This window comes from Flagellimonas marinaquae (genome assembly GCF_023716465.1).
Lineage (GTDB): Bacteria > Bacteroidota > Bacteroidia > Flavobacteriales > Flavobacteriaceae > Flagellimonas > Flagellimonas alginolytica.
Window position 1 is genome coordinate 3,100,957 of the sequence record NZ_CP092415.1, and the last position, 12,606, is coordinate 3,113,562.

The window sequence follows — 12,606 nt, forward strand, 5'->3', positions numbered from 1 at the left end:
TGATCGTTCTTTAAATTAAAATTTTATCCCCACATACAGGTTGGGCTCAAAAAGGAAATAGGATTTCCATTTATTGTCCAATTGTTTAAATGCCTCCGGGGTGTTGGTATCGAACATCCAGTTTTGGCAATGGATCTGAGGTTCTATAAATATGCGTTTCTTTTTGCCAAAAGCAATGTGATAACCAAGGTGATACGAGGTATAGAGCTTAAAGCCGTTCGCTATTTTTTTGTCGTTCAAATCCAAATACGTTTTGTATTGGGGCAATACTTCCACCGAGGCGAACAATCCTTTCCAGAGCATGCGTTGGTACGATATTCCTATGCCTGTTTCCCTCAGATAACCGGGATAGAACTCAGTTTCAGAATCTATTTTGTCCAAAAGGCCATCCCACCATTGAATGCCCATGGGCTGAAACAACCTCCAAGTAGCGAATTTGACCCCAATGATGTTCTTTGAATCCAATTCGCGCTTTACGTGAAGCTCAATGTGCTGGGTGTTGGTTCTTTGTCCTCCTTCACCAATGTTGGCCAAGATAATTGCCGGAAAGCTGGCCCTGTATTTGAACGCCGAACCATTATTGTTCAATGATTCGGTGTTGTCCTGTGCAAAAGCATTGAAAGTACAAAGTGTTAGGCAGATGATAATTAGTTTTTTCATTTTTGATAATTGTTTGACTGTTCGTTTTTTGATGTATGATTACTTAATTTGATGATGCAAAGAAATCCCTGAACGGAAGGCCAATCGTACTGAATTATGATTTCAAACCTTTTTTTGTTTGAGTCCTGGAGTCTCTACTTTCTTTTATTGACACGATGAGAACTAGCATGGGGAAAGCATAAAAAAAGCCCAACATTTAACCTGTTGGGCCTTTTTGCAAAAGATAGCTTTATGGTTTAGAGCAAGGTCTCTGGACCCCTAGTGAGTTTATGTACATTTTGGGTGATTTTTTCAATATCCCAATCCCACCATTGCAGTTCCAATAGTTTTGAGATGATATCCTCGGAAAAACGCTTTTTTATTTTTTTCGCTGGATTTCCGCCAACTATAGTGTAGGGTTCCACATCTTTTGTGACTACAGCCTTCGTGGCAATAATGGCTCCATCACCAATTTTTACCCCTGGCATAAGGGTTGCACCGTGCCCGATCCATACATCATTCCCGATAACCGTGTCCCCTTTGGTCGGGTAACTTTTGTCTTTCATGGCATCTTGCCAAGCACCGCCGAAAATGGCAAAAGGGTACGCAGATGTCGCTTCTGTTAAATGATTGCCCCCGTTCATTATAAAAGTGGCGTCCGATGCGATCATACAAAACTTACCGATAATGAGCTTGTCCCCAACAAAATCAAAATGATATTTTACGTTTTTCTCAAAATTGCCTACATCTTCAAAATCATCGTAATAGGTATAATCACCAACTACTATGTTAGGGTTGTTGATGTAGTTTTTTAAAAAACATAGATTTTTGTAATTCGCCAATGGGTAAACCGTATTTGGGTCAGGAATTTTCATAAAGTTTCAATTTGTTTTGATGATTTGAACAATGCAAAGGCCAAGTACAGGGTGATAACGGCCTGGACTTTTTCAATATTGGTTTCTGCCATAAGGTTACCAAGGGTATTCAATATAAAAAACACCGAAAATACCAATAGTATCCTTTTTATTACCTTATCCGTAAAAATAGGTTTTATAATCTTGTTTTTCATAGCTAGGACTATCCCTAGAAATAGCATTGTTGCCAATGCAAATCCTTCCAATACGAAAAGTTTTTCAATGGAATCGATTTTACCGCCCCATACAATATGATGTGGTACTATTTGCATAACGATGGCTAAATGCATTGCGCAGTAACCCGATACAATAATTAATATCCCTTTTTCCCAAGTTTTCATGGCAGGTTCAGTTTAATCTTTCAGGGTTTTGGCCACTTCAATGTAATGCTCCTTTAAGCGATGTTCTCCATAAGTTGGTGCAATATGGTCCTCTGCCATTAAGGTCAAAAAGAACTCGATCGGGCCATAGGTTTTTACACTGGTAAAGGTTCTGAGGAACCAGATGGTAAGTTTTCTCGACCAATCGGGTAAATGAACGATTTTTACGGGTTTGTCCAATGCGGTCAGGGCCAGTTCTCCAATTGCATTCAGGCTAAGCACATCGGGTCCTCCAATGGTCAATTCTTTAGGTTGTTCGTCCAATGAATTTACAATGGTCCTCGCCAGATCTTCACCATGTATTGGGTTGAATTTTTGATTGCCAGACCCGAACACGTACACCCGACCGGATTTGGCCATGTGTAAAAAGTCTTTCATATCCGAAAAAAATCCATTTGGTCTTACTATTGTATAGTCCAGTCCGGAAGATTTAAGGGCATCGACAAACTTTTCCTTGGCCTCGAAAATTTTTAGGTCTCTATATTTGTCCCCATCGATTGCAGAAACATAAACAAAGTGGTTTACACGGGCTTTTTTGGCTTCTTCCAATAAATTCATATTGGCCTTATAATCTACATCCATATAGGTAAGGCCGTCTTTTTGCCGGGTAATGCCAACGGTTGATATTACCGTGTCAATACCTTTACAAATGTCCCGCAAGGATTCCGGTTTGGTAATCTCGGCTTGTTTAAGCTCTAAATAATTTTCATCGGTGATTTTTAGTTTCTCAGGATTACGGACAATGGCTACTACCTGATTTTCTTTTGCAATCAATTCTTTTAATAAGTAAGTCCCTAAATACCCTGTGGCGCCTGCCAATAATACGTTGGTATGTTTCATTGTCAATATATGTAGAGGGTTATATTAATCGAACTCGTTCGTCAATAATTGTTGGATAATGGTATTGCGTTGCGCTCCTGTATCATCTTGCTGGTTGCTTAATAGTACAATGGTAGCATCATATTTTGGTATAAAACCGATCATGCTCCAGTACCCATTGATATCCCCGCCGTGCCAATACATGGTGGTATTGCCCTCTTGGGTCGTAAACCAACCAAGGCCAAAATCCACATAACCACTCGGTATGTCTCGGGCAAATATTTCGGCTTTTTCAGTTTCGGTAAACCAGTTTGTTTTTACGGCGTTGGTCCAAGTTTCCATATCCCTTGGCGTACTGCTAAAATCACCTGCACCAAATGCAATGGTCATAGGATATGTGCTATTGATGTTGCCATTATTGTACCCTTGGGCATGGATGTCGGTATCAATTTGGTCAGAACCTTTGTAGGTGGTTTCCATTTCCAAAGGAAGCAAAATGTTTTGCTCAATGTATTCGTGATGGGCGGTTCCCGATAATTCTTGAATCAACATGGCGGCAATCAAAAAGTTCGAGTTTGAGTATTCCTTTCCCTCGCCCGGTACAAAATTGAGTCCGTTTTCATCGATCATTTCGATAATGACTCCGTAAATATCTTCTTCATCCAAAGTTTCGCCTTGTTCGTAGGCATCTTCAATTATTAATTGATAATCAGGAATACCCGATTGGTGCGATAATAAATGGGCAAGGGTAATTTGGTCACCGTTTGGAAATTCAATATCGAACTCATCCAGGGTTTGATCAAAACCAGAGATGAGACCATCACGTTTTAACTGAACAACCGCAGCGGCCGTCAATGTTTTGCTTACCGAACCAATTCGGTAGGCCAGATCGTAATCTTGTGGCAATGCAGTATTTTCATTGGCCAACCCAAAACCCTGCCGTACCAAATCATTACCATTTTTTGTGATAATGGCATAGCCTTTAAAGTCGCTCTCGGTTAATAAATTTTCAACGGTGGTGTAATCAACTGTAGGTGTGCTATTGTCGTCATCTTTTGAGCAAGATGTAAAAAGCATGACCGTGCTAATTGCCAATGGGACTAAGAATTTGTGTAATGTTGTCATAACTGTTCGTTTTTAGATTATTGATTTTAGGGCAAAGATTCACCGGATCGATATGCCAATCGTTCTAAATTATAATCTGAAACGAAGTAGGGAGAGTTTAGGACAGACTGGCTTTCATCCAAGCCCTAGGAGTCATGCCTTCCATTTTTTTAAAGTAGGTATTGAATACGCTTTTGGAATTAAAACCACTGTCGTAGGCCAATCCAAGTATGGTAAGATGTGAATTTTTAGGGTCTTGCGCTATGGTTTTAAAATGGTTTAAGCGGTAGGAGTTAACAAAATCGTTATAATTAGTATGAAACGCCTGGTTGATCAGAAATGACATTTTATTGGTGTTCAATCCTAAAAACTCGGCAACAAACTTTAAACTTAATTGTTGATTTAAGTATGGTTCCTCTTCCTTAAAATAGGTAAGCAGCTTTTCTTTTAAACTTTTTATTTGAGCATCACTCAAAATTGTTGAGATCGATTTTTCTTCTTCCTCCTCCTCCGTTTGGGGTTTGATATCTGAAATGGATAGGTTGGAACGGTGCAGTTCGTCAAATCCCTTTGTTTTGTGCAATGGCTGCAAAAAAGGTTCCTGTCTGTAGTTTATAATTTGACCACGCCTCTGATCGATCATTTCTGCTAATCGAGAAAAAGCAAGTTCTTTGTGGTGCGAATTACTTAAAATAAACACATCGTACGGGACCAGCATAGTTTCTTTGTCGTCTCGTTGTGACCATTTTTCAATTATTTTGGCGGGAACTTCCATTTGTTCTCCATTGATAAGCTCGAACAATAGTTTTTTTTCCGCTAACAAAGATGTGTTGTGAATAAACTCTAGAAAGTGCTGTCTTTTGTTTAGCCATATCAAACAAAAGCATTTTAAATGATGTGCCAACTCCAGTTCAGGATTAAGTATCAGTGCATAATTGACGGCTTCCAATGCCTTTTCCCACTGGTTTTTGTAATAATAGATATGAGCTAAGGTATAATGATTGTTCGCTGAAAGCGGATCTACCTCTAAAAGTTTGTTCGCATAGTTTAGGGCCTCCTCAAAAAAACCGAGTGCCATGAACAACTCTGCCATGGCTTCCAAACCATCTATATGATTGGGATTAATTTCCAGAACCTTGTTGATGTGGATAAAAGCATTTTTAAAATCCCATTCTTCCCAAAAAAATTTACCAACATAAGATAATGGATATTCGGGTAGAGAGGGGTCTAGCTCCTTGGCTATTAATAGGTTGTTTATGGCCAATTCAATACCTTTTTCATAAGGTATATAGCCCCACATTGCCATTAGGCCATAGCATTGCAAATTTGCGTAGTAAGCCTTGGCATAATTTTTATCCACAGCAATTGCCTGATCATAATAGGATATAGCCTCTTTAATGCTCTGCGGTGTCCATTGCAACTGCAAGGAACGTCCTTTTAAAAACAATTGGTAGGCGTTTATATCGGTAGTAGGCTTCTCGACTAAATGCTCTTGGATTTCAAAATGTCCGGAATTGTTTCGGACTTCTTCGGCAATGGCCAAACTTATTTCATCTTCCAGATCAAAAATATCGATCAACTCCCTATCAAACCTTTTGGACCAATAGTGGGTTCCATCTTCAACATCGATCAATTGTGCTGTAATCCTGACCCTGTCCTGTGATTTTTTAATACTGCCCTCCAGAATTGTATTCACGCCCAATTGACTCCCGATATCTCGAACATCCACATCTTTTCCCTTGAACGCAAAAGAAGAAGTTCGGGCGATTACCTTGAGCTGGTCTACCTTTGTCAGTGCATTTATAATTTCTTCAGTGATTCCGTCACAGAAATACTCATTGTCCTTGTCATTACTCATATTGACAAAGGGCAATACGGCTATGGATTTTGTATTGGTCATTGGCTGAATGGTTTTCAAATCTACAAAATCCGTGAATGAACGTTGATGTTTTTTTAGAGATTTAATTTGTACCGATAAAGACTTAAACTACTTTACGTAAGATTTTTTCCATTTTACGGCCCTTTGCCAGTTCATCTACCAATTTATCCAAATATCGTACTTGCCTGGTTAAAGGAAACTCTATTTCTTCTATTCGATATCCACATATAACTCCTTTGATCAATCCAGCATTTGGATGCAATTTTGCCTCTTTAAAAAAAATTTCGAAGGTGGTTTTATCATCTATTAATTTCTGTAATTTTTCTTCATTGAATCCTGTTAACCATTCAATTACCGTAATTAGCTCATCCTTGGTCCTGCCTTTTTTTTCTACCTTGGATAGGTAATGCGGGTAGACCGAGGCAAATGTCATATTTGCAATACGCTCATTTTGTTTTTCTGTGACTTTCATTTTTCATTGATTTTGGGTTTATCTTCTCTTAAAGAGTTGAATGTGAAATCCGGTATATTTTGGATTTTATCTGTAAAGTAGTCAAGAATTTGCGAGCATGCAAAGGGTCTTGCTCCAATCCCAAGGTTAAATAAAAATTAACAATTGCTATTATTGGCACTTTTATGGAGTTGGAATTACGTGTTCTTCCTTAAAATTTTGACTCATTACTAGTAACCTAAAAACAACAAATCATGGAAAACCGTAGATCATTTGTAAAAAAGCTTGGATGGACAGCAGGAGCCGTTTCGTTATTGGGATTGTACCCTGCTTTTGGATGGAGTCCGATTATTGAACGTAAAAATCCGATCCGCATAAAAGGCAGGGTGGCAACTAACGGGAAAGGCATTGGAAATGTGGTCGTGTCGGACGGAAATACTACAGGTTTGACCAATAAGAACGGGTATTTTGAGTTTTTGAGCACAACCCATCAACCATTTGTGTTTTTAAGTATGCCCGCGGGTTACGAAATAGATCAGTTGAGCAATGGATCGGCTTCCTATTTTTTTCCAATTGATCCTGCAAACCATAAAATGGAGGTCTTGTTCCAGCTTAAACCTCTTGGGCAGAGTGATGATAAACATAGTCTGCTACTTTTGGCGGATCCCCAGATCCAGAACGAGTATGAGGCCGCACAACTTTTGGAAATATCCACTCCAGATATAGTGGATACCATTAAAAGCCTAAATGATCCCAATACAATTGGTGTAGGGTGCGGGGATTTGGTGTTCGATAGGTTAGATCTTTTCAAGGATTACAATAATGCCGTTATGCAGATGGGGGTTCCATTTTTCCAAGTAGTTGGAAATCATGACATGGATTTAGGTGTCCGGAGCGATGAACTATCAACAAGTACCTTTAACAAGCTTTTTGGGCCAACCTACTATTCGTTTAACCGCGGGGAGATCCACTACGTAGTTTTGGATGATGTTTTCTTTACAGGTAATAATAAGGAGTACATAGGGTATATAACGGAAAACCAGTTGATTTGGTTGGAACAAGACCTTGGCCATATAGAAAAGGGCAGTACGGTAGTCGTGTGTACACATATACCCGTTGCCTCTGGAGTAAAGAACAAAGAACACTTGTACGAACTTTTGGCACCTTTTAAGGTACATATACTTTCTGGGCATACCCATCGAAATACCAATTATCCCGAATCAAATCGATTTGAACATGTGCATGGGGCCGTGTGCGGTGCTTGGTGGAGCGGACCTATTTGCAGTGATGGAACACCCAACGGATATGGAGTATATCAAATGCGCGGAAGCGAGGTAACTTGGAAATACAAATCGGTAGGCGAATCGATGGATCATCAATTCAGGTTTTATAAAAGAGGAAGCCATCCCGAGTTCCCAAACTCCTGTGCCCTAAATATATGGAACTGGAACCCTGACTGGAAGATTTGCTGGTACGAAAACGGAGATCGCAAATCCCATATCCATAAAGTTGATGCTACCGACCCAATGAGCATAGAATTGCACCTTGGTAAGCTCTTGCCAGAAAGAAGACCATGGGTAGAACCAGCAAAAAGTGATCATATGTTCTTTTTTGAACCTGGCGAAAATCTGGATAAGATCACAATTGAGGTAACGGACAACTTCGGTAATACTTATATCCAAACCATAAAAAGCGAGGATATGTAAAAGACCGACAGCTTAAAATGTTAGTTCATTGTTAAGCAAATAAACCCGGTATGAAATAATCGTTAACAACCACACAGAACGACCTTTCACCATACGTGTAAAGGTCTTTTTTTTTGACTTTCCCCAAAAGACCGAAAAACAAATATGATGGATCATCAGAAGCGGTTTCACGAGCTAGTCGATAAGCATTTGAACGGTGACCTTAGTACAGGCGAAAAAAATGAGCTTGAATCACACTACCGCCATTACGAAGAAAAGGTGCTAACCCCTAGAAAGAAACAAGAGGTGAGAAGGACCATTTTTCAGCAGCTATTGGTTCATCTTGGAAAAGTTGAAAAAACTAGCGGACGAAAAAGAACGAACTTAAATTTTGTTCGAATTGCCGCATCATTGGCGTTGATCATTGCGTTGGGAGCCACTTTGTTGAACGAGTTTAAGTTTGATCGCGCTGAGGTCATCACTATAGCTACCGGATTTGGTGAAAGAAAAGAGGTGGTTTTGCCAGATAGTTCCACAGTTACCTTAAATGCCGGGAGCAGTATTTCTTATCCAAGCTTTTTTGATACCGACATAAGACAGGTTACCCTAAAAGGAGAGGCATTTTTTCAAATAGAACACAATCCGGATCAACCTTTCCTAGTTTCTGCAGCTGGTCTAACAACAAAAGTACTGGGAACTACATTCAATATAAATGCCTATAACACAAGCGAAAAAATTAAGGTAAGCCTTAAAACAGGGTCTGTACAAGTTGATGGTAAGGACGGAACATTGGCAATTTTAAAACCCGATGAACAATTGTTGTACAATAGCAAGACCGGAATATATAGTGTCTTGACCCAAAAGACGGATAATGATACTTCTTGGATGAAGAATATTTTGAAATTGAACGATCATTCATTGCAAGAAGCGCAGAAGATAGTGGAGCGCTGGTTCAATGTGGAACTTCAGATCGAGTCAAATGGAGAAGTAACACAACAGACGATAACAGGTAAGTTTATAGACCCAAAACTAGATGAGACACTCCATAGTTTGGAATTGCTTACTGGAACAAAAATCACCTATAAAAAGCAAAACCATAAATAAACCATTGTGCCAATGAACTAAAGCCAAAATTAAAAAAAGCCTCTCCTGCGCCAACAGAAAAGGCTCGATAAAAACTACATATTCACCAAATACATAGTATGAAATAATGAAACCAAAATTACTATATTTTTTCAACAGAAACATTATGAAAGTGTTCATGATTTTATGGACATTCCATTTTTTTGCCATGCCCGCACAAGCCGGACCGGCAAGTTTTAACACCATTAGCTTAAAACAAGATCGGATAAGTCTAATGGATATTTTTGATCGTATCGAAGAGCAGGCTACGGTAAGTTTTATTTACAATAGCGAAGTAAAGAACATCGATCAGCAAATCAATGTCGATTTTAAGAACAGGCCCCTTACCGATGTAATGGACCATTTGGCCAAGGTTTACGGACTTGGTTATCAGATCCAGAAAAGCAACATTACTGTATTTGTACTCCCAAAAAAAGAGGCCAGATCATTACAAAGAACAATTCGTGGAACCGTAAAGGATGACAATGGACAACCATTGATGGGAGCCAATGTAAAAGTGCTTGGAACGGACAAGGGCATAATCACGGATTTCGATGGAAATTTTGAGATAAGTGCAGCTAGCGGTGAAGTTCTCGAGTTTTCTTACATAGGAATGGAAACCCAGACCTACACCATATTGGCTGGGGTGGATAATGTGTCCATAACGATGACTGCCAACAATCAGGAACTCGATGAGGTAGTGGTCATCGGATATGGAGAGAAGACCTTGGAATCGCTCAGTGCGGCCGTAAGCAAGGTAGATGTGTCGGCATTGGCCGAACGTCCTTTGAGCAATGCTGCAGTTGCCTTGCAGGGAGTAACCCCGGGACTCACCATTACGCGGTCGAACGGACGCCCAACAGATACCCCAAATATTAATATTAGAGGCTTTACGTCCATAAACGGGGGAGAGCCTTTGATCATAATAGATGGTGTAGAAGGGGATATAAACGATATCAATCCAAACGATATAGAGAACATCAGTGTTTTGAAGGACGCGGGTGCCGCAGCTATTTACGGGGCCCGTGCTTCTTTTGGTGTTGTTCTTATCACTACAAAACAAGCAAAACAGGGCGATCTTACCGTTAGTCTGGAAACGACTACTGCATTTAGCCAAGTAACCACCAATACAGACTTTGTAACGGACCCGTATGAGGCCATTCAAATTGCCGATGGGTTTTTCCAGGCCAATAGCGGTGCATCCTATTCCGGATATACCGAAAGTGATCTTGCCGCACTTCAGGAAGTATCGGCTAATCCTTCATTGGCACGTGTGATCACGGATACAAGAAACGGTAGAGAGCAATATGTGCACTATGCCAAAACAAATTGGTGGAATACTTTTTTTAGAAAAAGCAGGCCTTCGCATATTTATAATGCATCAATAAGTGGAGGTACAGAGAAGTTGAAAGGATATTTCTCTTATCGAAACTATCGAGAGACCGGTATCCTGAAAGTCCAAAAAGATGAATTCAAAAAGGAAAATTATAGGGCAAAAGTCGATTTTAAACTGAATGATTGGGTCACTTTAACGGATAATATGCAATATAACCGGTTCAATGATCTGCAGCATGGCGGATACAGAGGTGGATGGCATGGCAATTACTGGAACTACCTAGTGTACAACCATGCAATGCCTTGGTACGCCCCGACGAATCCGGACGGCACCTATTTTTATAGAAGCGAATTGAACAATTATGCCGCCGGAGATGGGTTGTACGCCTCTTTGTTATATGGTCGGGCCAAGCAAGAGACAGAGGATTCGGAATTCTCCAATATCATCACCGCTACGTTGACACCTTTCAATGGCTTTACCCTTAAGGCAAGTTATGCCTATAGGAAAATGAACCAGAACATATATCAGCGTTCCACTATGGTTCCATGGAGTATTTATGTCGGTGAGGTTGAGAATATGGGAGTAGATCAATTAACGGAGTATAATACTACATCCGATTATGATGCCTTTAATATCTATGCCAATTATAAGAATCGATTTGGAAAGCACCAAGTAGATATAATGGCAGGATTTGGTCAGGAATCCATGTACAGCAAAACAATACAGGCAAGTACTCAGGGTTTAATATCCGACAAACTAAATTCTCTTGGATTGGGAACCACTGCGGACAATGCCACGGGCAGTGCCTTTGAATGGGCGTTGCAGGGCGTATATACAAGGTTATCCTATGATTATGATAGTAAGTACTTTTTAGAACTGAACGGAAGGTACGATGGTACTTCCAGATTCCCCTCTGATTTTAGATGGGGCTTTTTTCCATCGGTATCCGCAGCTTGGGCCATACATAACGAAAGTTTTATGCAAGGCCTCAACCCTACCATTAGTCAATTAAAATTAAGAGCTTCCTATGGTTCCTTGGGAAATCAAGAAGTTGACCCTTATGCCTACCAACCTGTATTGAGCCGATCTGCTAACCAAGCATTCTCCTTAAATGGAAGTCCTTTGGAGTATATTTCGTCTCCATCTCTAAATCCGGTAGAGATAACTTGGGAAGAAGTCAGAACCTTGGATTTTGGACTTGATTTGGGATTGTTCAAAAATAAGGTAACCGCCAATTTCGACTGGTTTAAAAGGGAAACCTTGGGAATGTTGACAGCGGGGCAAGTACTCCCTGCAACATTGGGGGCAGCTGCTCCACAGGAAAATGCAGCGGATTTGGAGACAAAAGGGTTCGAACTTTCTGTTGCATACTCCGATAGCTTTGTAGTCGGAGGATCACCATTGCAATTTAGTTTTAGCGCAGGTCTTTCCAATTCGGAAACTACGATCACCAGATTTGATAATCCGGAAAACCTTTTAAATTCATTTTATGAAGGCATGAAGATCGGAGACTTGTGGGGATATGAAATTGAGGGACTTTTCCAGTCCGAGGAAGAAATTGCCGCCCATGTGGACCAATCCTATGTTAGCCCAAGGATAACCCCAAGGGGAGGGCTACAGCCCGGAGACGTAAAATATACCGATCTAAATGGTGATGGTGTGGTCAATGCAGGTACCAATACCCTTGATGATCCAGGGGATCAAAAAATTGTGGGCAATGTGGCTCCGCAATATCTGTACAACTTTAAGATAGCCTCCAGTTGGAAAGGTTTTGACATTTCCGCATTTTTTCAAGGGGTTGGCAAACAAGATTGGTACCCTGGTTATAATTCGCAATTATTCTGGGGTCCCTATAGTCGCCCATATGCATCTTTTGTGCGTAAAGACCTGGCCAATAATATATGGTCGGCAGATAACCCTGACGCCTACTATCCAAGAGGATTTGGTTATATAGCACTAAGTACACGGAACTCACTCCGAAATACCAACGATCGCTATCTACAGGATATATCGTACCTAAGGTTAAAGAACCTTACCGTTGGATATAATCTACCACAATCCGTATTGAACAGATTACCGGTTAAAAAGGTAAGGCTATATCTAAGTGGGGAGAACATTTTGACTTTTACCAAATTGACCGACTATATAGATCCGGAGATTGCTAGTAATCAAGTTAACTTGAATGCTCCTTCTGGCTCTTATGCCTACGATTCAAGAGGTCAGGAAGCACCTATGTCCAAAACCTATTCATTGGGCCTATCCATTCAATTTTAAATC

At 40.3% G+C, this 12,606-nt stretch carries 10 protein-coding genes; 3 read left to right on the top strand and 7 right to left on the bottom strand.

The features are described 5' to 3' along the window. Window positions 1–15: 15 nt before the first annotated feature. From MJO53_RS13755 to MJO53_RS13785, 7 genes are all read right to left on the bottom strand, one after another. On the bottom strand, window positions 16–660 hold the full coding sequence (locus MJO53_RS13755) for a hypothetical protein (RefSeq protein WP_252079502.1): 645 nt from the start codon (window positions 658–660) through the stop codon (window positions 16–18). Window positions 661–896: 236 nt separating this feature from the next. Further along, window positions 897–1,514: a CatB-related O-acetyltransferase gene (locus MJO53_RS13760; protein ID WP_252079503.1), complete on the bottom strand. Its 618-nt coding sequence runs from the start codon at window positions 1,512–1,514 to the stop codon at window positions 897–899. Beyond that, window positions 1,511–1,894 (bottom strand): hypothetical protein, encoded by a 384-nt coding sequence (locus MJO53_RS13765; protein ID WP_252079504.1) that lies wholly within the window; start codon window positions 1,892–1,894, stop codon window positions 1,511–1,513. The genes MJO53_RS13760 and MJO53_RS13765 overlap by 4 nt, the downstream gene beginning before the upstream one ends. 12 nt (window positions 1,895–1,906) lie before the next feature. After that, window positions 1,907–2,773 carry an SDR family oxidoreductase gene (locus tag MJO53_RS13770; RefSeq protein ID WP_252079505.1) on the bottom strand — a complete coding sequence of 289 codons (867 nt, stop codon included), beginning with the start codon at window positions 2,771–2,773 and terminating at the stop codon, window positions 1,907–1,909. A gap of 24 nt (window positions 2,774–2,797) precedes the next feature. After that, a complete protein-coding gene (locus tag MJO53_RS13775; RefSeq protein WP_252079506.1) occupies window positions 2,798–3,877 on the bottom strand; it encodes a serine hydrolase domain-containing protein in 1,080 nt (359 codons plus the stop codon). A gap of 97 nt (window positions 3,878–3,974) precedes the next feature. Continuing rightward, window positions 3,975–5,756: a tetratricopeptide repeat protein gene (locus MJO53_RS13780; protein WP_252079507.1), complete on the bottom strand. Its 1,782-nt coding sequence runs from the start codon at window positions 5,754–5,756 to the stop codon at window positions 3,975–3,977. 82 nt (window positions 5,757–5,838) lie between these two features. Beyond that, the gene (locus MJO53_RS13785) at window positions 5,839–6,207 is read right to left on the bottom strand and encodes a DUF2200 domain-containing protein (protein WP_224837124.1); all 369 of its coding nucleotides are present in this window, start codon (window positions 6,205–6,207) and stop codon (window positions 5,839–5,841) included. A 233-nt stretch (window positions 6,208–6,440) separates the two neighbouring features. Between MJO53_RS13785 and MJO53_RS13790 the strand changes: the two genes are divergently transcribed. From MJO53_RS13790 to MJO53_RS13800, 3 genes are all read left to right on the top strand, one after another. Continuing rightward, complete coding sequence (locus tag MJO53_RS13790) at window positions 6,441–7,892, top strand: calcineurin-like phosphoesterase C-terminal domain-containing protein (RefSeq protein ID WP_252079508.1); 1,452 nt, start codon at window positions 6,441–6,443, stop codon at window positions 7,890–7,892. Window positions 7,893–8,036: 144 nt separating this feature from the next. After that, window positions 8,037–8,975 carry a FecR family protein gene (locus MJO53_RS13795; protein WP_252079509.1) on the top strand — a complete coding sequence of 313 codons (939 nt, stop codon included), beginning with the start codon at window positions 8,037–8,039 and terminating at the stop codon, window positions 8,973–8,975. Between the two features lie 145 nt (window positions 8,976–9,120). Next, window positions 9,121–12,603, top strand: a complete 3,483-nt coding sequence (locus MJO53_RS13800; RefSeq protein ID WP_252079510.1) for a TonB-dependent receptor — start codon at window positions 9,121–9,123, stop codon at window positions 12,601–12,603. The last annotated feature ends 3 nt before the right edge of the window (window positions 12,604–12,606 follow it).

What these genes read in the sequence shown, in the direction of transcription:
- MJO53_RS13765 (WP_252079504.1), bottom strand. Translation starts at nt 1,894, where the DNA reads ATGAAAACTTGGGAAAAAGGGATATTAATTATTGTATCGGGTTACTGC.
- MJO53_RS13760 (WP_252079503.1), bottom strand. Translation starts at nt 1,514, where the DNA reads ATGAAAATTCCTGACCCAAATACGGTTTACCCATTGGCGAATTACAAA.
- MJO53_RS13775 (WP_252079506.1), bottom strand. Translation starts at nt 3,877, where the DNA reads ATGACAACATTACACAAATTCTTAGTCCCATTGGCAATTAGCACGGTC.
- MJO53_RS13800 (WP_252079510.1), top strand. Translation starts at nt 9,121, where the DNA reads ATGAAAGTGTTCATGATTTTATGGACATTCCATTTTTTTGCCATGCCC.
- MJO53_RS13755 (WP_252079502.1), bottom strand. Translation starts at nt 660, where the DNA reads ATGAAAAAACTAATTATCATCTGCCTAACACTTTGTACTTTCAATGCT.
- MJO53_RS13785 (WP_224837124.1), bottom strand. Translation starts at nt 6,207, where the DNA reads ATGAAAGTCACAGAAAAACAAAATGAGCGTATTGCAAATATGACATTT.
- MJO53_RS13790 (WP_252079508.1), top strand. Translation starts at nt 6,441, where the DNA reads ATGGAAAACCGTAGATCATTTGTAAAAAAGCTTGGATGGACAGCAGGA.
- MJO53_RS13795 (WP_252079509.1), top strand. Translation starts at nt 8,037, where the DNA reads ATGATGGATCATCAGAAGCGGTTTCACGAGCTAGTCGATAAGCATTTG.
- MJO53_RS13770 (WP_252079505.1), bottom strand. Translation starts at nt 2,773, where the DNA reads ATGAAACATACCAACGTATTATTGGCAGGCGCCACAGGGTATTTAGGG.
- MJO53_RS13780 (WP_252079507.1), bottom strand. Translation starts at nt 5,756, where the DNA reads ATGACCAATACAAAATCCATAGCCGTATTGCCCTTTGTCAATATGAGT.